A 20,941-nucleotide genomic window follows, 5' to 3' on the forward strand; every position below is an offset into this window, starting at 1 on the left:
GCCCGGTGCTCACCGGGCGCCCTCATCTCGTACTCACCGCATTCCCACCTACTGGTCGTCGTCCAGCGGATCGTCCGGCTCGGTCGGTGTCTCGACCGGTGTGGAGATCGGCGGCGACGTGGTCGGCGTCTCGACCGGCGCCGAGGTGGTCGGCGTCTGGCTCGGTGGCGCCGAGGACGTCGGCGGCTTGGTCGTCGGCGTCTCGCTCGGTGTCTCGCTGGGCGTCTCGCTGGGCGTCTCGGACACCTTCGGCGTCGTGCTCGGCTGGACGGCCGCGCCCTGCGTGGTGTCCAGGTCGAACTTGGCGTTCTTGGACGAGACACCGAAGGTGTACGTCGCCCAGATCTGCGCCGGGAAACCACCGCCGTTGACGCGCGGGAAGCCGCCCGCCTCGTACATCGAGACCTGCGCACCGGACTTCTTGCCCTCGCCGAACAGGCCGACCGAGGTGACCAGGTCGGGCGTGTAGCCGGTGAACCAGGCCGACCGGTTCTCGTCGGACGTACCCGTCTTGCCGGCCACCTTGCGGCCGTCGCGCTTCTCGTTGTCCCGCACCGACACCTTGGCCGTACCGTCGTCGACCACGCCGGTCAGCACCGAGGTGACGGTGTCGGCGGCCTCGCGGCTGACGATCTGGGCGCCGATCGGATCCGGCAGCTTCACCTCGCGCTTGCTGTTCTCGACCGACTTGATGATGGTCGGGGTGACCTGTCTGCCGTGGTTGTCGAGGGTCGCGTACACGCCGGCCATCTGCCACGGGCTCGCGCCCATGGTGCCCAGGGTCTGCGCGGGCACCGACTTGAGGTCGGCGGTGTCCATGCCCATCTGGCTGGCGACCTTGAGGACCTTGTCCATGCCGACGTCGACGCCCATCTGCGCGAAGACGGAGTTCACGGACTTGTTCATCGCCGTCTGGACGGTGATGTCGCCGTAGTCCTGGTCGTCCTCGTTCTCCGGGGCGAAGCCGACCTTGTTCCCGTCGTTCACGACCTGGCGCTTGCTGGTGCCGTCGTAGATCGTGTTCGCGGAGATCGCCTTGCCGGACTGGGTCTTGGCGTCCTCGTCGAGGGCGGCGGCCAGGATGACCGGCTTGAAGGTCGACGCGGGCTGATAGTCCACGCGGGTCGCGTTGGAGCGGAAGTGCTTGTAGTAGTCCGTGCCGCCGTACAGCGCGACGACCGCGCCCGTCTTCGGGTTCACCGACACCGCACCCGCCTGGACGTCCGCGTCGACCTTGCGCTTCTTCGCGTCCAGCTTGCTGGTCAGCTGCGACTTGGCGGCGCTCTCCAGCGCCTTCTGCCGCTTCTTGTCGATGTTCAGCGTGATGGTCCAGCCGCCCGCCTTGACCATGGTCAGGGCGTCGTCCGCGTTGTCGACCGTGCCCTGGGCGACGAGTTGCCTGGCCAGCTGGTTGTTGGCCGCGTCCACCAGATAGCCGGTCTGGCCGCCCATGCCGGGCGCTGCCTTGGGCTCCTTGGGCACCGGGAACTCCATGGCCGCGCGCTTGGTCTGGTCGAGCCAGCCCTGGCCGACCATGTTGTCCAGTACGTAGTTCCAGCGCGCCTTCACCAGTTTCTGGCCGGTGGGTGAGGCGACGGCCCAGTCGTACTGGCTCGGCGCCTGGAGCAGCGCGGCGAGGTAGGCGCCCTGCTGGACGTCGAGGTCCTCGGCGTCGACGCGGTAGTAGGCCTGGGCGGCGGCCTGGATGCCGTAGGCGCCGCGGCCGTAGTAGCTGGTGTTGATGTAGCCGGCGAGGATGTAGTCCTTGGACTTCTCGCGGTCCAGTTTGAGCGAGATGACCAGTTCCTTCAGCTTGCGCGTGACGGTCTGGTCGGCGGTGAGGTAGTAGTTCTTGACGTACTGCTGGGTGATCGTCGAACCGCCCTGGGTGCCCTTGCCGGAGAGCGTGTTGAGCAGACCGCGGGCGGTGCCCTTGAGGTCGACGCCGCCGTCGTTGTAGAAGGTCTTGTTCTCGGCGGCGACGAAGGTGTACTGCACCTTCTTGGGCACCTTGTTCAGGTCCACGATCTCGCGGTTGCGCTCGCCGTCACGGGTCAGCGGGCTGCCGTCGCTGTACTTGTAGACGTTGCTCTGCAGTTCCGCGTCGGCGTTGCCCGCGGGGATGTCGATCATCATGTACATCGCGATGAAGGCACCCATGCCGAGCAGGCAGACCCCGAAGACGGTCCCGACGACCTTCTTCCACGTGAACATCCGGCGTATGAGGCTCTTGTCACTCTTGCCCTTGCCGGCCTTGCCCTTCTTGCCCCGCCCCTTGGCCTCGGCCTGAGCCGCCTTGCGCGCCGCGGCCCGGCCGCCGATGACGGTGGGCTCGGCCTCGGGGGTGGCCGTGGCCGTCGTCCCGGAGGGGCCCGTGGGGGCCACCGGCGCCGTCTCTTCGGACGAGCGCGTAGGGGGCGCCGCGCGGCGACCGCCGCGCTGTCGCGCTCGTCTCTCTTCCGCCCGTCCCATTGGTCCGTTCCGCTCCGCTTCGGTCATGTGTGCTCACAAGCCACACAGGTTCGCCGCTCAAGTCAGCTCAGAAAGCTAACACCGGGAGATGTGACCCAGGTCCGCCGATCCGTCCTTTCTCGGACGTGAGAATCAGCACCTGTCCCAACGGAACCGACGGCCGAGAGGCGTGAAGGGTTGCGCTGCGGGGTAAAGTGATATCACTTAGCTAGAACCGAGCTAGGCACTGCGAAGACGTACGACACCGTACGAGAACGTACGAGAACGGGGGACCCACCATGTCCGCACACGACTCCACACCCACCACCGACGCATCCGCCGACGTGCCCGAGATGCCCGCCCCGCAGGTGCGGGAGTTCACCGCGCACAGCATCGGGGGCGGGCTCGCCCTGTTGCTCGGGCTGGTCGGGATCCTGGCCGCCGTCGCCCTGTTCGTGGCCGCCTCGGTGAGCCCCGGCTTCGCGGCCGGCGGCACCTTCGTCCTGCTCGCCGCGCTGATCTCGCTGCGCGGGCTGAACACGGTCGCACCCGGCGAGGCGCGGGTGGTCCAGCTCTTCGGGCGCTACCGGGGCACGATCCGGCAGGACGGGCTGCGCTGGGTGAACCCCTTCACCTCGCGCTCCAAGATCTCCACCCGGGTCCGCAACCACGAGACCGCCGTCCTCAAGGTCAACGACGCCTACGGCAACCCGATCGAGCTGGCCGCGGTCGTGGTCTGGAAGGTGCGGGACACCGCGCAGGCGACCTTCGAGGTGGACAACTACCTGGAGTTCGTGGCCACCCAGACCGAGGCCGCGGTCCGCCACATCGCCATCGAGTACCCCTACGACGCCCACGACGAGGGCGGCCTCTCGCTGCGCGGCAACGCCGAGGAGATCACCGAGAAGCTCGCCGTCGAACTGCACGCGCGCGTGGAGGCCGCCGGCGTCCAGATCATCGAGTCCCGCTTCACGCATCTCGCGTACGCTCCCGAGATCGCCTCGGCGATGCTTCAGCGGCAGCAGGCGGGCGCGGTCGTCGCGGCCCGGCGGCAGATCGTGGACGGAGCGGTGGGCATGGTCGAGGCGGCGCTCGCGCGGATCTCGGAGCGGGACATCGTGGAGCTGGACGAGGAGCGCAAGGCGGCGATGGTGTCGAACCTGCTGGTGGTGCTGTGCGGCGACCGGGCGCCCCAGCCGGTCCTCAACACCGGGACCCTCTACCAGTGACGGATTCCTCTACGCCGGATCCCGCCCGGGACTCCTCGGCGAAGCGTCGGCCGCAGCAGCGCAAGCAGGTGCTGCTGCGGCTGGACCCTGCCGTCTACGAGGCCTTGGCGCGCTGGGCCGGCGACGAACTGCGGTCGGCCAACGCGCAGATCGAGTTCCTGCTGCGCCGGGCGCTCAAAGAGGCCGGCCGGCTGCCCGGCGAGGCGGGCCCGATCCCCCGCAGGGGCCGTCCGCCCACCGACCGCGAGAGCTGACCCGGACACCCCGACCCCGGACCCCCGGCCCGTGTAGCAGAACCGTGACAATGGGCCCCCACCTGCGCACCTGTACACCCCGCCATGATCTACACACACCGCGTATACATGAGGCGTATACACCGTGTGTAGAGTGCTCCGCATGTCCATCGGTCACACCCTCCTGGGGCTCCTGGAGTCCGGCCCGCGCCACGGTTACGACCTCAAGCGGGCCTTCGACGAGAAGTTCGGTCACGACCGGCCGCTGCACTACGGCCAGGTCTACTCGACGATGTCCCGGCTGTTGAAGAACGGGCTCGTGGAAGTCGACGGCATCGAGGCCGGCGGCGGCCCCGAGCGCAAGCGCTACGCGATCACCGACGCCGGTATCACCGACGTCGAGCGGTGGCTCGCGACGCCGGAGAAGCCGGAGGAGTACCTCCAGTCGACCCTCTACACCAAGGTCGTCCTGGCGCTGCTCACCCATCGCGAGGCGGCCGACATCCTCGACAGCCAGCGCTCCGAGCACCTGCGCAGCATGCGCATCCTGACCGACCGCAAGCGCCGGGGCGATCTGGCGGACCAACTGGTCTGCGACCACGCCCTGTTCCACCTGGAAGCCGATCTGCGCTGGCTTGAGCTCACGGCCGCGCGGCTCGACAAGCTCCGTGAGGCGGTGGCCAAGTGACTCCTCCGCCCGGTTCCCTGCTGGCCGCCCAGGACCTGCGCAAGGTCTACGGCCCCACGCTCGCGCTCGACGGCGCCGAGTTCTCCATCCACCCCGGCGAGGTCGTCGCCGTGATGGGCCCCTCCGGGTCCGGCAAGTCGACGCTGCTGCACTGTCTGGCCGGCATCGTGCCGCCCGACTCGGGCTCCATCACCTACCAGGGCCGCGAGATGGCGACCATGAGCGACGCGCAGCGCAGTCAGCTGCGGCGCTCCGAGTTCGGCTTCGTCTTCCAGTTCGGCCAGCTCGTGCCCGAACTCACCTGCGTGGAGAACGTCGCCCTGCCGCTGCGGCTGAACGGCACCTCCCGCAAGGAGGCCGAGCGGGCCGCGCTGACCTGGATGGAGCGCCTGGAGGTCGACGACCTCGGCAGAAAGCGCCCCGGCGAGGTCTCCGGCGGCCAGGGGCAGCGCGTCGCCGTCGCCCGCGCGCTGGTCACCGGTCCGCGTGTGCTGTTCGCCGACGAGCCGACGGGCGCGCTCGACTCGCTCAACGGCGAGCGCGTGATGGAGCTGCTCACCGACGCGGCCCGGTCCACCAACGCGGCCGTCGTCCTCGTCACGCACGAGGCACGGGTGGCCGCGTACTCCGACCGCGAGATCGTCGTACGGGACGGCAAGTCCCGGGACATGGAGCGGGCCGTATGAACGCGCGTCAGTGGGCCGCGGATCTGGCCATGGGGGTGCGGTTCGCCTTCGCGGGCGGACGTGAGGGCTGGGTACGGGCCCTGCTGACGGCCGTCGGCGTGGGACTCGGCGTGGCGCTGCTGCTGTTGACCACCGCCCTGCCGAACGCGCTGAACGTGCGCCACGACCGGGAGGCCGCGCGCAGCGACATCACCTACACCTCGGACCGGATCAAGAAGGCCGACGACACCGTGGTCGTCGCCAACGTCGGTACGACCTTCCGCGACAAGGACGTCCGGGGCCGCGCGCTGGAGCCGGAGGGCTCGCGGGCCCCGCTGCCGCCCGGCGTGGCGAAGTTCCCGGGGGTGGGCGAGATGGTCGTCTCCCCCGCGCTGAAGAAGCTCCTGGACTCCTCCGACGGCAAGCTGCTGCGGGAGCGGCTGCCGGAGAAGATCGTCGCCACGATCGGTGAGAGCGGGGTGATCGGCTCGGCCGAACTCGCCTTCTACCGGGGCGCCGACGATCTCGCGGCGAAGGTCGACGGCGGCCGGGTCGAGCGCATCGACCACTTCGGGGACCCGAACCCGTCGTCGGACGCGATGGACCCCGTACTGCTGCTGCTGATCCTGGTCGTCTTCGTGGCGCTGCTGATGCCGGTCGCCGTCTTCATCGCGGCGGCCGTGCGGTTCGGCGGCGAGCGGCGCGACCGGCGGCTCGCGGCGCTGCGGCTGGTCGGCTCCGACAGCCGGATGACTCGGCGGATCGCGGCCGGCGAGGCGCTCGCGGGCTCGGTGCTCGGCCTTGTGCTCGGCGCCGGGTTCTTCATGATCGGCCGGCAGATCGCGGGCTCCGTTGAGGTCTTCGACGTCAGTGTGTTCCCGAGTTACATGAACCCCTCCCCCGCCCTGGCCCTGCTGGTCGCCCTCGCGGTGCCGGCGGCCGCGGTGCTGGTGACGCTGCTGGCCCTGCGCGGGGTGGTCATCGAGCCGCTCGGCGTGGTCCGTACGGCGAAGCCGGCCCGGCGCCGGCTGTGGTGGCGGCTGCTGCTGCCGCTGGCCGGGCTCGCGATGCTCTACCCGATGATCGGGCAGGGCCGCACCAACGGCGACTTCAACCAGTACCTCGTCATCGGCGGCGTGATGCTGCTCCTGGTCGGCATCACCGCGCTACTGCCGTGGATCGTGGAGGCGGTCGTCGCCCGGCTCGGCTCGGGCGGGGTCGCCTGGCAACTGGCCGTGCGCAGGCTCCAGCTGAGCAGCGGTTCGGCGGCCCGGATGGTCAACGGCATCGCGGTGGCGGTGGCCGGGGCGATCGCGCTGCAGATGCTGTTCGCGGGCGTGGACGGCGACTACACCAAGGACACCGGCCTCGACGTGACACGGGCGCAGATGCAGGTGACGCTGCCCAGCGAGGTGCCGACCGCGCAGGCCGCCGCGGAGTTCCGGGCGACCCAGGGCGTGCGGAAGGTCGACGTCTACTCCGACGGCACCCTCGGCGACCGGCGCTCGGATCCCACGCACTCCGCCGCCATGACCGTCGGCAGCTGCTCGGCGCTGCGCGAGGTGGCCCGCCTGTCCTCCTGCAAGGACGGCGACGTCTTCGCCGTCCGCGGTGTCGAGTACGACACCGACACGCCCAAGCTCGCCAAGTCGGGCGGGACGCTGTACGTCGACCCGAGCTACGAGGGGGACTCCACGCGCGGCAAGGAGATCCCCTGGCGGGTGCCGGCCGGTCTGAAGACCGTCGATTCCCGCAAGGACATGACCGGCAACGAGCGGGGCGGCTTCCTGGTCACCCCGAAGGCACTGCCGGCCGCCACCTTGGCGGGCCTGAGCGGGCAGGTCTACCTCAGCCTCGACCAGTCGGTGCCCGACGTGCAGGACCTGGTCCGCAACACGGCGACCGGCATCAACCCGATGACGGATCCCATGACCTGGTCGGCCAGCGAGCGGTCGGACAAGTACACCTCCATCCGCACCGGCCTGTTCGTCGGCGCCGCGGCTGTGCTGGCGCTGATCGGGGCGAGTCTGCTGGTGTCCCAGCTGGAGCAGCTGCGTGAGCGCAAGAAGCTCCTGTCGGCGCTGGTCGCCTTCGGCACCCGGCGGCGCACGCTGAGCCTGTCCGTGCTGTGGCAGACGGCGATCCCGATCACCCTGGGTCTGGTCCTCGCGTCGGCGGTCGGGCTGACGCTGGGCGCGGTGCTGCTGCGGATGACGGACACGAAGGTGCGCATCGACTGGACGAGCGTGCTGCAGATGACGGGCGTCGGCGCGGGGATCGTCCTGGCCGTGACCCTGCTCAGTCTGCCGCCGCTGCTGCGGATGATGCGGCCGGACGGACTGCGCACGGAGTAGGAGCCGCCCGCAGCCCTCCGCTCGCTCCGGTCAGAGTCCGTACTCCCGTACCACCCGGCGGACTTGGGCGAACAGCATGCCCACGTTCACCGACTTGCGGCACACGACCACGGCGACGACGTCCTGTTGCTCGGTCATCCGCACGAACAGATGAGTGAGGTTCTCGCTGTTGACGAGGATCTCCTGGAAGAAGTGGTGGTCACTGGTGATCCCGCGACGCTCCTTGAAGACGTCCTCGATCATCACGACCGTCCGGCCCTGGAACAGGTCGAGGGTCGCACCCGCCAGCAGGTCGAGGACCTCTGGCGGGTGGTTGTCGATGGTCTCGTACGACAGCAGCATGCCGGTGGCCATGTCGACGACACCCGACGCCACACAGTCGGGGGCATCGGTGCGGAGTGCTTTGACCAGGCCCATCACCTGGTCGGAGAAACCTGGGGTCATGCGCTTCGTCGCCATCCCTTCAGACTCCTTCTGGTGCTTTTTCCGGTGCTTTCTCGGTGAGGATCAGGTCGATGCGGTGCAGCGCCTGCCGGGTCGCCCGGTGCAACTGGTCCACGTCGATGCCCTCGTCTCCGAGTACGACCATCAGGGCCGCGTCGCCGACGGCGTAGAAGGCCGCGCAGCCGTGGCTGCCGTAGGTCACCGTCCGTCGCAAGGCGCCGCGGGAGGTCGCCGCCGCGGTGCGCCGGGCGAGGCCGAGGCCGGCCGCGGCGAGGGCGGCGAGGCCCTCCGGGTCGATGGAGTCGGCGGTGTCGGCGGCGATGAGCAGTCCGTCGGCGGCCGCGAGCGCCGTGTCGGTGATGCCGGCCACCTGTTCGCGCAGTCCGCGCATTTCCAGGGTCAGCGCTTCATGGTCCATGGAATCAACTCCCCATATTCTGTTCGCAATTGATCGGTCTTTTCATTCCGGGGTTCGCTCATTTCGAGGTTCCGTTCCGCAGCCGGAAGAATCCTTTCCAGCTCGCCCCGTGTTTCTCCGGGGCGAGAGAGGGGGTGAGTGATTCGGTGATGCCGCTGGCGCCGGGGCTGCGCCGGGGCAGTTCGACGGCGCGCGGCGCGGCGGGCACGGGCGGCGGCGCGGGCGCGGGCGGTGGTGTGCGCTGCCGGACGCCGCCGGGCGGGGTGCGGACGACGATCGGCGCGGGCGGTCCCGGCGTTTCCAGGAGGCCCTCGGCGAACATGCGGGCGACCTCGACGGTGACGGTGTAGACCCCGCGTCCGGTGCGGAAGGCGAGGTCGCGGGCGGTACGGCGGCCGTCCGCGTGGGCGAGCAGTTCGCCGCGCAGCTCGGTGAGCGGGCCGTCGGCCCATCCGGCGGCGGGGACGGGCCGTTCACCGTCGGGATGGACGGGCCGGGGCATGGCGGCGACCGCGGCGAGCTTGCGGGAGGCGTCCTGGAGCAGCCGCCCGGGCGGCTCACCGACGGCCACCGGGGCCGGCGGCCCGACCTCCCCCACGGTGCGCTCACAGCCCTCGACCCGGCCCGCGGCGATCGCGAACGCCGCGTCCTGCAAGGCCATCACGCACACCACCCGCAACTGCGCGGCCCCCGCGTACCCGTGCACGATCAGCCCGGCGACCGGCCAGCGCGCACCCCCCGCCTCCCGCACCAGTGCGGCCCACTGCTCCCCGTCGATACGCCCCGACCGCAGCAGCAACGCCTCGGGCCCCGGCGCCCCCGGCGACTCGGCGGCGACGACAAGCCCGTCCCGCAGATGAAAGACCCCGCCGGGCGCCCCCGCCACCCGCAACTCCCCCGTCAGCCCCTCCCGCCCACACGCGACGAGGGACCGCGCCAGGAGGTCGTACCCCGACATCACGCCCCCTGCCGTGTCGCACATACGCCTGACGCGTAGCGCTCAGGGGGGAAGGTGTATCAGTCCGGGCGCATATTCCGTCCGCGGATTCCCGACCTGTCTCCAGGTGACGGAAGTTGAGCCCCGGGGCTTTTCAATTCGCTTTGTTCGGCGCGCATTTGAGCGATTCGGGAACGGGTCGCTTGCCGCCCCCGAAACCCACGAACACGGATCTCGGACCGCCCCGATACGGTGAGGAGGTGTCGGGAACCACCCGCGGCCCGGCCCCGAGCATCGGCGCGCTCGCCCTTCCGGTGCTCCTGCTCCTGCTGACCGGCTGCGCCACGGAGAAGACCACGAAGGTGTCGGCCGCCGGTGTCGTCGGCACCTGGAAGGGACCGGGCGGGGAGCAGATCTCCCTGGGCGCGGATCACGCCTTCACCTCGTCCGGCCTCGACTCGAAGAACCTTGCCGGGACCGGCTGCCCGGCAGAAGTGGCGGGCGGCAGCTGGGGGTTCATGGTCGCCCACGGAAACAGCGGCTTCAGCTCGGAGACGGCGAAGTCCGGCTCCTGGATCGGTCTCGGCTTCAAGGTCCGCTGGGAATGCGGCCTGAGCCTCGCGGTCGTCGACGACGGCGAGACCCTGTGCGCCACCGACGACCCCGGCGCCCCCTGCGGCCTCGGCGTGCGGCTCACCCGCCGGAAGTGACCGCCCCGGCTACTCCGCCGGAGGCTTCCGGTCCTCGTCGGTCTGCTCCCGCGGAGCGTCGGCCGGCGTTGTCGCCGGGACCGGAGCCGGGTCCTGCTCCGGGTCCGGCCCGGATTCAGGGTCCGGAGCCGGATCCTGTTGCTCCTCTTCCTCTTGTTCCTCTTGTTCCTCTTCCTGTTGTTCCTCCGCGTACCGCTTCAGGTAGCTGACCACCGTGTTGGAAACCGCCACCAGCGGTACGGCGACCACCGCGCCGCCGATGCCGGCGACCATGCCGCCCGCCGCGACCGACAGGACGACCGCGAGGGGGTGGACGCGGACCGCGCGGCCGAGGATGAAGGGCTGGAGGATGTGGCCCTCGATCTGCTGGACGGCCAGGACCACGGCGAGGGTCATGACGGCCGTGAACACACCCTGGGTGACCAGCGCGACGACCACCGCGAGCGCGCCGGAGGCGACCGCGCCGACCAGCGGGATGAAGGAGAACAGGAAGATGAACACGGCCAGCGGGACGGCCATGGGTACGTCGAGGAAGTAGATGCCGATACCGATGAAGGTCGCGTCGATCAGGGCCACGAGCACCGTGCCGCGGACGTAGGCCGTCAGCGTGTGCCAGGCGCGCGGTCCTGCACCCGCCATACCGGGCCGGGCCGCCGCGGGAACGAGCTTGAGCACCCACCCCCAGATGCGCTCACCGTCGTAGAGCAGGAAGAGCGTCGAGAAGAACGCCAGCAGGATTCCCGTCAGGGCCTCGATGACGACCTGTACGCCCTCCAGGCCCACCGAGGTGATCTGGTCGGTGTTCGCGCCGACCGCCTCGCGCAGGTTCTTGGCGATCTGGTTGATCTGCTTGTCGGTGACGTGGAAGGGGCTCTTCAGCAGCCAGTTGCGCAGGTCGTCGATGCCGTTCTGGATCTGGTCGGAGAGGTTGTCGATGTTCTCCATGACCTGCCAGGTCACGAACCAGCCGATCAGCCCCATCACGCAGAAGCCGAGGATCGCGGTGAGCGCGGTGGCCAGCCCGCCCGGCACCCCGCGGCGCTTCAGCCGCGCCACCGTCGGCTGCAGCAGCGCCGTGATGAGCAGTGCGATCACGAAGGCGAGGATGACGAGTTGGACGGCGCTGATGACCCGCATCAGCACCCACACGGTGCCCGCGAGCACCAGCAGCCGCCAGCCGGCCTCCGCCGCCACCCGTACGCCCCAGGGCACGGCCTGGGCGGGATCGGGACGGACGGTGAGCTGCCGGGGCGCGGAGGGGCGCTTGACGGTCACGACGGACGTGGCGGGCGGACGGTCGGCCGACGGGTCCTCGGACCCGGACGCCTTCGCCTTGGCGCGGTCCGCGAGCTGGGGGGCGAGTTCCGTCGCGACGGGCGGCGGCGGTACGTCGGAGTCCGAGCTCTCCCGCTCCACCTCGGCCCGGCGCTGGTCCAGCCGCTCACTCAGATCCGTGAGTCCGGCGCCGATCCGGCCGAGCCATCCAGGCACGCGCGACATGATTCGCCCTCTACCCCCGTCTCTGACCACCACTCCTCCCTGGAGTCGTCGCGTCCGACCGTACAGGGCGAAAGCCCCTCCCCTAAGGACGGGGAGGGGCTGCGCGAGGTTGAGAGGTGAGACCGTCGGTTTCGACGGCGGCTCAGGCTTCGAGGGCCTAGTACCAGCTGTTGGCCTGCCAGAAGGACCAGGCTTCGCACGGGCTGCCGTAGCGGCCGTCCATGTAGCTCAGGCCCCACTTGATCTGGGTGGCCGGGTTGGTCTGCCAGTCGGAGCCCGCCGAGGAGTACTTGGAGGCGGGCAGTGCCTGGAAGAGACCGTAGGCGCCCGAGGACGCGTTGACCGCGTTCATGTTCCAGCCGGACTCGTGGTCCACGATGTTGCTGAAGCACTGGAACTGGGCACTCGGCACCATCTCCCGGGCGATCGCCTGGATCTGGGAGACCGAGTACGAGCTCTGCACAGGGAAGGAGGAGGAGTCACGCGTGCTGGTGCGGCTCGCGGCCTTCTTGGCCTCGGCGCGCTCCTTGGCTTCCTTCTCCGCCTTTTCGGCGGCGGCCTTCTTGTCGAGGGCGGTCCTGGCGGCCTTCTTGCGAGCCAGCTCCTCGGCGCCCCTCTTGGCGCTCGCGTCGGCCGCGATGGCCTGCGCGTCCGCCTGCTGCGTCAGGGACGCGAGCTGCACGTGGGCCTGCTGGCCCGCAGGTATGTCCGCAAGGAGCGTCGCGTCGGTTGCCGTCGCCTCTGCGTCGTTGTTCTGCGCCACGCTGCCCGAGGCAACGCCCACGACGCTTCCGACGGCGGTGACCGCGGTGGCCGAAGCCACTGCGAATCCCCGGACCGAGATCCGGCTCACACGGTTTCCTTCCAGCATCGCCCGCTTCGGTGACCCTGGCGGACGCAATCGTGCCCCTGAACACTGGCCTCCCAACTGCGGGGTCACGGGAGGCGCGGGCCCGGTGGGCAACTCCCGCGAGGGGAGCGCCGCTTGGTGCTCGGGCGGCATACGACGACGCTTTTCAGTTGGCTGTGATGCTGCTGTGGTTAGTGCCGCTGGGGGCACAGGTGTGTCGTATGCGGGGCCTGACAGGAGTGAGACTCTGCCGTAACCGGACGCCGGGTGGCAATTCTGAGTTGCGTGTGAAAGCTCACATCCCGTTTGACGCCAGTGAATTCGAGAAACAGCGACACGCGAAGGCGCCGCCCGGCTAGGCTCTTGGCCTTTCCGGACGGCGCCAACCAACGAGTAGCTACCGCAAGTTGAGCACTTGGGTCAGATCTGCCCGTCCTCCAGCATTTCGGTCACAAGGGCCGCGATCTGGGACCTCTCGGACCGGTTCAGGGTGACATGCGCGAAGAGCGGATGCCCCTTCAGTTTCTCCACGACGGCGACCACACCGTCGTAGCGACCGACCCGCAGATTGTCCCGCTGAGCGACGTCATGGGTGAGGATCACCCGTGAATTCGCGCCGATCCGGGACAGAACGGTCAGCAGGACGTTCCGTTCCAGTGACTGCGCCTCGTCCACGATCACGAACGCGTCGTGCAGCGAACGCCCGCGGATGTGGGTCAGGGGCAGCACTTCGAGCATCCCGCGCGCGGTGACCTCTTCGATGACATCGCGGCTGGTGACCGCGGACAGCGTGTCGAAGACCGCCTGCGCCCAGGGGCCCATCTTCTCGGCCTCGGAGCCGGGCAGATAGCCGAGCTCCTGTCCGCCCACCGCGTACAGCGGCCGGAAGACCATCACCTTCTGGTGCTGGCGGCGCTCCAGGACCGCCTCAAGTCCCGCGCACAGCGCGAGCGCCGACTTACCGGTGCCGGCCCGGCCTCCCATCGACACGATCCCGACGTCCGGGTCGAGCAGCAGATCCAGCGCGATGCGCTGCTCCGCGCTACGGCCCTTGATGCCGAACGCCTCCCGGTCGCCGCGTACGAGGCGGACGTTGCCCTCGGACGTCACCCGGCCCAGCGCGTTGCCGCGCTCGGACAGGATGGTCAGCCCGGTGTGGACGGGGAGCTCGGCGGCCTCGGGCACATACACGTGCCCTTCCTCGAAGAGGATGTCCACCTGCTCGCCGGCCAGGCTCAGTTCGGACATTCCGGTCCAGCCGGAGGAGCCCGTGATGGCGAGTTCCGCGCGGTACTCCTCGGCGAGGAGCCCGACGGAAGAAGCCTTGATCCTGAGCGGCAGGTCCTTGGAGACGACCGTGACGTCGAACCCCTCGGCCTGCAGATTGCGGGCGACCGCGAGGATGCGGGAGTCGTTGTCCCCCAGGCGGTAGCCGCTGGGCAGCACGCTGGGGTCCGAGTGGTTGAGCTCGACACGGATGGTCCCGCCCAGCTCCCCGATCGGGATGGGGGCATCGAGGCGACCGAACTTCACCCGGTAGTCGTCGAGCAGGCGCAGGGCCTGCCTGGCGAAGTACCCGAGCTCGGGATGGTGCCGCTTGGCCTCCAGTTCCGTGACCACGACGATGGGGAGCACAACTTCGTGCTCCTCGAAGCGGGTCATGGCGTTCGGGTCGGCCAGCAGGACGCTGGTGTCGAGAACATAGGTGCGCCGGTCTGGCATACGGCGCTTTGTGCTGGTCACCACGGAAGGACGTACCCCCTCGGATGAGGTCGGGGAGCGACGGAGTGGAGCTGGACCGGTCGACGGCCGCATTGCACGGGCCGGAGACCGGCCCTCCACTGCTTCTTCCGTGCCGTGACTGCACGGTCGAGCTGGTGCAAAGGGCCTCCCGGGCGGACGGCCCCGTGCCGTCCGCTGAGATCCGACACCCGTGGTTCGGGCGTCGACCTGCTTGCCTTATGCCCTCGAACATGCGCCGCCATGCCACGGCATACGACGGCGCCCTGGTGAACTCCTTGTAACTTCCGCCCCAAAAGGGGTGGCCCCGGCAGCTCCCGGACCGCCCCCGTCAGCCTCCGTAGCGGCGGTGACGCAGCGCGTAGTCGCGCAGTGCGCGCAGGAAGTCGACCTTGCGGAAGGCCGGCCAGAAGACCTCACAGAAGTAGTACTCCGAGTGGGCCGACTGCCACAGCATGAATCCGGACAGCCGCTGCTCGCCGCTGGTACGGATCACCAGATCGGGGTCGGGCTGTGCACCCGTGTAGAGGTGCCGGCTGATCATGTCTACGTCGACGGCCTCGGCGAGCTGTTCCATCGAGGTGCCCTTGTCGTGGGCGTCGAGGATCATCGAGCGCACGGCGTCGGCGATCTCCTGCCGGCCGCCGTAGCCGATCGCCACGTTGACCACTATCCCGTCGACCAGCGCGGTGGCCTCCTCGGCCTCCTTCAGCGCGGTCTGCATCGGGGCGGGCAGCAGATCGGGGGTGCCGACGTGGTGCACACGCCAGCGGCCGTCCGCGGCGAGGGTGCGTACGACGTCCTCGATGATCCCGAGCAGCGGGCCGAGTTCTTCCTGGGGCCGGTCGAAGTTGTCCGTCGACAGCAGCCAGAGGGTGACGACCTCGACGTCCGTCTCGGTGCACCAGCCGAGGAACTCCTCGATCTTCTCCGCGCCGGCCCGGTGGCCGTGCACGGTGGTGGAGCCCGCGGCCTTCGCCCAACGGCGGTTGCCGTCCATGATGACGCCGATGTGCTTGGGCACCTGAGCGTGGTCCAGGTGGCCTTCCACCCGGCGTGCGTAGAGCCTGACCAGCAGGCCGCGCAGCTTGTCGCGCAGGTTCACGTGATGTCAGCCCCTCCGTACGGTGGCGGTCCCCGCGTCCGGCAGCGTACCGCTGCTCGGCCGCACCCGAGTTGGGGGGTCCGATGGTTCAGGACGCGGTAGTTGAAGATGCGGTGCTCGATGACGCGTCGCCGAGTGCAGGACGGCGGGGGCCGGTCGAGCGGTTCCCCCGCACCCCCCGGGTACCTGCCGCGAGCGTCCGCTCCGGGTGCCCCTGCCCGCCCACATAAAAACGGGCCGGTCCGTGGGGGGGGATACGGACCGGCCCGAGGGGGGTTTCCACCATAACCCTTCGTAAGTGATGCTGCGTGCATCGGCGTGCCACAACTACTCTCCGGAATCGAACGGCGACGCGCCGATGGCCGTACGGAGGCCGTTCCGTAGCGGATGCATGGCCGAAACACAGCGGATTCCCAGGTGTTTTGCCCGTCCCCCGGGTGGGTGACCCCGCCGAGGAACGCCGACTTGACGCGCACATGGGCACAAACGCACGGTCACGGAGGCACAAAAAAATCGGCACCGCGCAGCCCCCTCCACTGCGCGGTACCGCCCGCGCAGCTTTGCTCACGCGAATTACCTTGGTACGAACTTACGTGAGCCATAGGCCTGGATGCGAGCCGACCTCGATAACAATGTGGAAACCCCGTCCCTGCCTGCGAATACGCCGTCAGTGCGGGCTGTGGAGGCGTTATGCCATAGCGGACACTCCCCGTCCTACTCCCCTCCTACCGTCGACCCATGACCTTGAGGATCACGTGGGAACAGGCGAGCGCGCGTCGGATGGAGCGGCAGTTCCTGGCCAACCCCGCGCCGGAGGGCACACCGGTCGCCGATGTGGTGAGCGCCATGCTCGCCACGCACGCGCAAGTGCTGTCGGCGGCCGAGGTGTCGGTGGGGGTGCGGGCGATTGGGGTGACGCGGGCGGATGTGCGGGCGGCGGTGTGGGGAGACGGATCGCCGTCATCGTCGGAGGAGACAGCCTCGTCGACGGAGTCGGTCTCATCGGTGAAGTCGATCTCATTGGTGAAGACGTACGGTCCGCGCGGGACCGTGCATCTGCTGCCCGCGCGTGAACTGCCCATGTGGTGCTCGGCGTTGCCGGCGGTGCCGGGCGGGGCCGGTCCGTTCGCGCCGGATGTGCGGGTCACCGAGGAGCAGGCGCGGCAGATCGTGGCGGCGATCGGGGACGCGCTCGACGGGGCCTGCCTGACCATCGACGAACTGGGCGACGAGGTGGTCGCCCGCACCGGGCCCTGGGCCGGCGACCGCGTGATGCCCGCCTTCCAGGACCTGTGGCCGCGCTGGCGCCAAGTGATGCACCGGGCGGGCCAGTCGGGCGCCCTCTGCTTCGGACCGAACCGGGGCCGCAAGGTGACGTACACCCGCCCACCGCACTTCGCCCCGCAGCCACCGGCCGAGGCGCTGCGCGAGCTGGTACGGCGCTATCTGCACGCGTACGGCCCGGCGACACCGGCTCACTTCGCCAAGTGGCTGGCGGCGCAGGGTGGTTGGGCGACGGGGTTGTTCCGGGAACTGGCGGAGGCGGGCGAGATCGAGGAAGTGGAGTTGGAGGGGGTGACGTCCAAGGGCTCCGGGGACGGAAGCGGGGTCGCTTGGGTCGTGGCCGGCGACACCGTGTTTCCGGCGGAACCCCCGCGCGGAGTGCGGTTGTTGCCGTACTTCGATGCCTACGCCGTCGCCGCGCAGCCTCGGGAGCTGCTGTTCCCGGGGGCCGCGTACCAGCGGGCCCTGGCAGGCGGCCAGGCCGGCAACTTCCCCGTGCTGCTGGTCGACTGGGTCGTGGCCGGGGTCTGGCACCAACGGCGCCGGGGACGTCGTACGACGGTCACGGTGGAGCCGCTCGGACGGCTGACGGCGCGCCAGGAACGGGAGTTGGGCGAGCGGGTCCGGCGGGTGGGGGAAGTGCTGGAGGCGGAGGCGGAGTTGGTGATCGGGGAGGTGACGACGGGGCCGCACGCGTGACGGGGCCAGGGCCTGGGTCAGGTGCTCAGGTGACGGGCTTGCGGGCGTCGAAGAGGTGCCGGGTGCTGTGCGCGGCGAAGGGACCCTCGGACTCGATCCGCTTGTGCAGGGCGCGGAGTCGGTCCTCGTACTTCTCCACGCTGAAGTCGGGGACCATCCAGATCACCTTGCGCAGGAAGTGGACGACGGCGGCGATGTCGTAGAACTCGACCCGCAGCCGCTCGGCGCGCAGTTCGACGACGTCGAGACCGGCGGCCTCGGCGGCGGCTCGCTCGCGGTCGGGGTGGCGGGCGTTGCGGGTCGCGTCCGGCTGGGTGCCGACGAAGTGCTCGACCAGTTCGTAGACGCTGCTGGGGCCGACGTGTTGGGCGAAGTACGTGCCGCCGGGGCGGAGTACGCGGGCGATCTCGTGCCAGTGCGCGCGCACCGGATGCCGGCTCACGACCAGGTCGAAGGCGGCGTCCGCGAAGGGCAACGGCGCGTCCTCCTCGGACGCGACGACGGCGACGCCGTGCGGGCGGAGCAGGGCGGTGGCCTTGGCGACGTTCGGCGGCCAGCCCTCGGTGGCGGCGGTGAGGAGGGGGCGGGGGTCGGCGTTGTCGGCGGCGTCGGCGTCGGCGTCGGCAAGGGTGTCGAGGGCGAAACCGAGGACCTCGCCTCCCCCGGTCTGGATGTCGAGCGCGGCGGTGGTGCCGGCGAGACGCTCCGCCATCGAGCGGGCGTACCCCCAGGAGGGCCGCTCCTCGCTGGCCCGCCCCTCGAACCAGGAGAAGTCCCAGCCCTCGGTGGGGACGGCGACGCCTTCGGCGACGAGGTCTTCGAAAGCGCGCGGGCGTACGTCCATGAGGTCATCGTGGCAGGGCGTTGTCAGTGGTCGCTGCTAATTTTTCCAGCATGACGACTGGTGACGAATCGGGCACGGTGACTGGGGACACGACGGCTGCGGATATGTCGTCGGCGGATACGTCGTCCGCAGACACGACGACTACGGGCATGCCGTACGCGGGCGGTGAGAAGGAGACGCTGCGGGCGAGTCTCGATCAGCACCGGGACGCGGTGCTGTGGAAGCTGGAGGGGATGGACGACGAGGGGCTGCGGCGCCCCATGACCCCGTCGGGCACGACCCTGCTCGGCCTGGTGAAACACCTGGGGTCGGTCGAGTACGGCTGGTTCGTGCAGACCTTCGGCCGCGAGGTCGAGCCACTGTGGTTCGACCCGTACAGCGACGAGGACATGCGCGCGGACCAGGGCGAGACGACCCGACAGATCACCGAGTTCTACGGCCGCGCCCGTACCGCCGCCGATCTCGTGATCGCCGAACTGTCCCTGGACGACCTGGGCCGCCCGCCGTGGCGGAAGCACTCCGTGTCCCTGCGCTGGACCCTGGTCCACATGATCGAGGAGACGGCGAGACACGCGGGGCACATGGACATCGTGCGGGAGTTGCTCGACGGGGCGGCCGGAGATCATCGGCGGGACTGACGTAGGTCTACGGCACGAGGGGCCGGACCTCCTCCGCCACGAACCGCACGAATCCCTCGGGGTCGGGCTCGTCGCCCGTCGGTTGGATGATCACCGTGTCGGCACCGGCGTCCGCGAGCCGCTGGACGGCCTTGGCGACGGCTCCGGCATCTCCGGCGACACCGAGATCGGGGACGGACTCGACGCCCTCGGCGGCGAGCTCGGCGCGGAGCCGGGCGGGGGCGTCGATGCCGGTGGCGGCGAGGAGGTAGACGACGACTTGGTGATCGTGGGAGGGGATGGCGGTGGCGGGGTCGGCGGCTTCCCGCCGCTGATCGATCCCTTGGGCGATTCCCTGGCCGATTCCCTGCCCGACCCTCTGCTCGATCCCCTCGTCGATGAGTTGGCGTGCCCGGCGTACTCCCTCGGGAGGGGTGCTGGCGGTCAGGACGGTGCCGTCGGCGGCCTCACCGGCGAGGCGTAGCGAACGGGGCCCGGTGGCGCCGGCGAGAACGGGGACGGGTTCGGCGGGCGGCCAGTCGAGCGCGACGTCGTCCAGCTTCACGTACCGCCCGCTGGTGGTGACCCGCTCACCGGCCAACAGGGCGCGCAGCGCGACGAGGTGCTCCCGCAGCAGGGTCACGGGCGATTCGACGCGGGCGCCGACCTGGCCCATCCAGTCCTGTACGCCGTGTCCGACGGCGAGGATCGGGCGGCCGGGGAACATCCGGTGCAGGGCGGCGGCCTCCATCGCGGTGACGGCGACGTTGCGCAGCGGCACGGGCAACAGCCCGACGCCGATCCGTACGCGTTCGGTCCAGGCGAGGGCGGCCGCGGCGGTCGAGATCCCGCCTTCCCGGAAGCAGTCCTCCCACAGCCACAGTTCCTCCAGCCCGGTCTCGTCGGCGAGGCGGGCGACGGAACGCAGTCGCTCAGGGGGCAGTTGGGGCCGGAACACAGCGCCGAGTCCAGTCATGGACCTTTCCTACCCGGAGCCAACGACGGGGACAACACCTCTCCCTGTCCTAGTCCCTCCCATAGCGGAGCAGTACGACGCCGTTGTCGAAGACCCGGTTCTCGACGAGGTGGAGGGAGGCGGCGATGTCGGTCCCCTCCGGGAAGAGCCGCGTCCCCTGGCCGACCAGCACGGGATGGACGTACACCCGCAACTCGTCAACAAGCCCGAGCCGCAGAAACGCGCCGCCGACACCGGCCCCACCGACCCAGAGATCCCCACCGGCGTCCCCCTTCAACGCCCTGACCTCCTCGGGCACGATCTCCCGCACCACCCTGGCATTCCACCCGACCTGCGCGAGCGTCCGCGAGTACACCACCTTCGGCATCTCCCGCCAGATCCCGGCGAACTCGACGACCGTCGCGGGGGCATCGGGATCGGCGTCTGCGGTCGGCCAGTACCCGGCCATCAGCTCATACATGACCCGCCCACTGAGCAGCGCGCCCAGCTGTCTGATCTCGTCGTTGTAGTGCTGGTGGATTTCGTCGCTGTCCCGGTGCCAGGAGATGTCTTGGTTGGGGCCTTCGATGTAGCCGTCGAGGGATACGGACATCATCAGAACGACGTTAGGCATCGCGTACCTCACTGGTGGGTGCGGGCTTGCAGCTCGGACGCTGGTCGATCACGTAGAGGCGACGCGGTCCCGGGACAGCGATCACCGCAGCGAGGCGGGGGTCGCCTGCGAACCAGATCGTCCTGACCTCTGCCTTCCTTTCGGGCTTGGCGCGTTTCCCGAGACGGCCTCCCCACCACACGGAGCGCACGTGGGAATGCATCACCATCGTCACCTGCTGATCCGGTGCTTCAGGGTTGGGGAACCGCAGCCAGACGTATCCGTTTCGCACACCCGGGATGTTCCCGATACCGCTCTCCGGGGCCTCGTACACCTGCCACGGGTGGTGCCGCAGGATACGGCGCGCGCGCAATGCCCCTCGCCAGTAGGCCACTTGAAGGAATGTCCGGTAGAACGAGTAGGCCAAGGGGACGAAGAAGAGCCACAGGGTCCATGTGATGGACATGATCACGTACCACGCCAGCAGGCCCGCCCATACCGCCGGCCAGAGAATCTGGCCGACGGCAGCGCAGGTGACGAGCCTGGTCCAGGCACGGCGGGTGGCCGGATCGTCCCAAGCGGTGGGGTGGTGCGTGGGCGGCATT

Annotated in this window: 20 protein-coding genes; 8 read left to right on the forward strand and 12 right to left on the reverse strand. The window is 69.7% G+C overall.

The window, feature by feature from the left end; genetic code table 11:
• Window positions 1–48: 48 nt before the first annotated feature.
• Window positions 49–2,472, reverse strand: coding sequence for a transglycosylase domain-containing protein (locus M2283_RS37490; RefSeq protein ID WP_280880956.1), 2,424 nt, complete (start codon window positions 2,470–2,472; stop codon window positions 49–51).
• Window positions 2,473–2,750: 278 nt separating this feature from the next.
• Between M2283_RS37490 and M2283_RS37495 the strand changes: the two genes are divergently transcribed.
• The 5 genes from M2283_RS37495 (at window position 2,751) to M2283_RS37515 (ending at window position 7,620) form a co-directional block, all read left to right on the forward strand.
• Window positions 2,751–3,680 (forward strand): SPFH domain-containing protein, encoded by a 930-nt coding sequence (locus tag M2283_RS37495; protein ID WP_280880957.1) that lies wholly within the window; start codon window positions 2,751–2,753, stop codon window positions 3,678–3,680.
• On the forward strand, window positions 3,677–3,934 hold the full coding sequence (locus M2283_RS37500) for a hypothetical protein (RefSeq protein WP_280880958.1): 258 nt from the start codon (window positions 3,677–3,679) through the stop codon (window positions 3,932–3,934). Before M2283_RS37495 ends, M2283_RS37500 begins: the two co-directional genes overlap by 4 nt.
• A gap of 142 nt (window positions 3,935–4,076) precedes the next feature.
• Window positions 4,077–4,601 carry a PadR family transcriptional regulator gene (locus tag M2283_RS37505; RefSeq protein WP_123998000.1) on the forward strand — a complete coding sequence of 175 codons (525 nt, stop codon included), beginning with the start codon at window positions 4,077–4,079 and terminating at the stop codon, window positions 4,599–4,601.
• Window positions 4,598–5,287: an ABC transporter ATP-binding protein gene (locus M2283_RS37510; RefSeq protein WP_280880959.1), complete on the forward strand. Its 690-nt coding sequence runs from the start codon at window positions 4,598–4,600 to the stop codon at window positions 5,285–5,287. The genes M2283_RS37505 and M2283_RS37510 overlap by 4 nt, the downstream gene beginning before the upstream one ends.
• Window positions 5,284–7,620, forward strand: a complete 2,337-nt coding sequence (locus M2283_RS37515; RefSeq protein ID WP_280880960.1) for an ABC transporter permease — start codon at window positions 5,284–5,286, stop codon at window positions 7,618–7,620. Before M2283_RS37510 ends, M2283_RS37515 begins: the two co-directional genes overlap by 4 nt.
• A gap of 30 nt (window positions 7,621–7,650) precedes the next feature.
• Here the strand turns inward: M2283_RS37515 and M2283_RS37520 are convergent, their stop codons facing one another.
• The 3 genes from M2283_RS37520 to M2283_RS37530 are packed head-to-tail and all read right to left on the reverse strand — an operon-like array spanning window position 7,651 to window position 9,440.
• Window positions 7,651–8,079, reverse strand: coding sequence for a hypothetical protein (locus M2283_RS37520; RefSeq protein ID WP_280880961.1), 429 nt, complete (start codon window positions 8,077–8,079; stop codon window positions 7,651–7,653).
• A gap of 4 nt (window positions 8,080–8,083) precedes the next feature.
• The gene (locus M2283_RS37525; RefSeq protein WP_280880962.1) at window positions 8,084–8,482 is read right to left on the reverse strand and encodes a roadblock/LC7 domain-containing protein; all 399 of its coding nucleotides are present in this window, start codon (window positions 8,480–8,482) and stop codon (window positions 8,084–8,086) included.
• A 58-nt stretch (window positions 8,483–8,540) separates the two neighbouring features.
• Window positions 8,541–9,440: a MarR family transcriptional regulator gene (locus tag M2283_RS37530; RefSeq protein ID WP_280880963.1), complete on the reverse strand. Its 900-nt coding sequence runs from the start codon at window positions 9,438–9,440 to the stop codon at window positions 8,541–8,543.
• A gap of 239 nt (window positions 9,441–9,679) precedes the next feature.
• On the opposite strand from M2283_RS37530, the gene M2283_RS37535 reads away from it, so the two are divergent.
• Entirely contained in the window at window positions 9,680–10,129 is a 450-nt protein-coding gene (locus M2283_RS37535; RefSeq protein ID WP_280880964.1) for a hypothetical protein, read from the forward strand.
• A gap of 9 nt (window positions 10,130–10,138) precedes the next feature.
• Here M2283_RS37535 and M2283_RS37540 read toward each other — a convergent pair whose 3' ends face one another.
• From M2283_RS37540 to M2283_RS37555, 4 genes are all read right to left on the reverse strand, one after another.
• Window positions 10,139–11,629 carry an AI-2E family transporter gene (locus tag M2283_RS37540; protein ID WP_280880965.1) on the reverse strand — a complete coding sequence of 497 codons (1,491 nt, stop codon included), beginning with the start codon at window positions 11,627–11,629 and terminating at the stop codon, window positions 10,139–10,141.
• A gap of 157 nt (window positions 11,630–11,786) precedes the next feature.
• The gene (locus tag M2283_RS37545) at window positions 11,787–12,482 is read right to left on the reverse strand and encodes a transglycosylase SLT domain-containing protein (RefSeq protein ID WP_280880966.1); all 696 of its coding nucleotides are present in this window, start codon (window positions 12,480–12,482) and stop codon (window positions 11,787–11,789) included.
• Window positions 12,483–12,899: 417 nt separating this feature from the next.
• Window positions 12,900–14,225, reverse strand: a complete 1,326-nt coding sequence (locus tag M2283_RS37550) for a PhoH family protein (protein WP_280880967.1) — start codon at window positions 14,223–14,225, stop codon at window positions 12,900–12,902.
• Window positions 14,226–14,550: 325 nt separating this feature from the next.
• On the reverse strand, window positions 14,551–15,324 hold the full coding sequence (locus M2283_RS37555; protein WP_280880968.1) for an isoprenyl transferase: 774 nt from the start codon (window positions 15,322–15,324) through the stop codon (window positions 14,551–14,553).
• A gap of 738 nt (window positions 15,325–16,062) precedes the next feature.
• On the opposite strand from M2283_RS37555, the gene M2283_RS37560 reads away from it, so the two are divergent.
• Window positions 16,063–17,307 (forward strand): winged helix DNA-binding domain-containing protein, encoded by a 1,245-nt coding sequence (locus M2283_RS37560; RefSeq protein WP_280880969.1) that lies wholly within the window; start codon window positions 16,063–16,065, stop codon window positions 17,305–17,307.
• A 25-nt stretch (window positions 17,308–17,332) separates the two neighbouring features.
• Here the strand turns inward: M2283_RS37560 and M2283_RS37565 are convergent, their stop codons facing one another.
• Entirely contained in the window at window positions 17,333–18,151 is an 819-nt protein-coding gene (locus tag M2283_RS37565; RefSeq protein WP_280880970.1) for a methyltransferase domain-containing protein, read from the reverse strand.
• 149 nt (window positions 18,152–18,300) lie between these two features.
• Here M2283_RS37565 and M2283_RS37570 point away from each other — a divergent pair, with 149 nt between their 5' ends.
• Entirely contained in the window at window positions 18,301–18,789 is a 489-nt protein-coding gene (locus M2283_RS37570; RefSeq protein WP_280881056.1) for a DinB family protein, read from the forward strand.
• Between the two features lie 7 nt (window positions 18,790–18,796).
• Here M2283_RS37570 and M2283_RS37575 read toward each other — a convergent pair whose 3' ends face one another.
• The 3 genes from M2283_RS37575 to M2283_RS37585 are packed head-to-tail and all read right to left on the reverse strand — an operon-like array spanning window position 18,797 to window position 20,940.
• Window positions 18,797–19,744, reverse strand: a complete 948-nt coding sequence (locus M2283_RS37575) for an LLM class flavin-dependent oxidoreductase (RefSeq protein ID WP_280880971.1) — start codon at window positions 19,742–19,744, stop codon at window positions 18,797–18,799.
• Between the two features lie 49 nt (window positions 19,745–19,793).
• Complete coding sequence (locus tag M2283_RS37580) at window positions 19,794–20,357, reverse strand: dihydrofolate reductase family protein (RefSeq protein ID WP_280880972.1); 564 nt, start codon at window positions 20,355–20,357, stop codon at window positions 19,794–19,796.
• Window positions 20,350–20,940 carry a hypothetical protein gene (locus M2283_RS37585; protein WP_280880973.1) on the reverse strand — a complete coding sequence of 197 codons (591 nt, stop codon included), beginning with the start codon at window positions 20,938–20,940 and terminating at the stop codon, window positions 20,350–20,352. Before M2283_RS37585 ends, M2283_RS37580 begins: the two co-directional genes overlap by 8 nt.
• Window position 20,941 lies beyond the last annotated feature (1 nt).

Source organism: Streptomyces pseudovenezuelae (assembly GCF_029892565.1).
GTDB classification, from domain to species: domain Bacteria; phylum Actinomycetota; class Actinomycetes; order Streptomycetales; family Streptomycetaceae; genus Streptomyces; species Streptomyces pseudovenezuelae_A.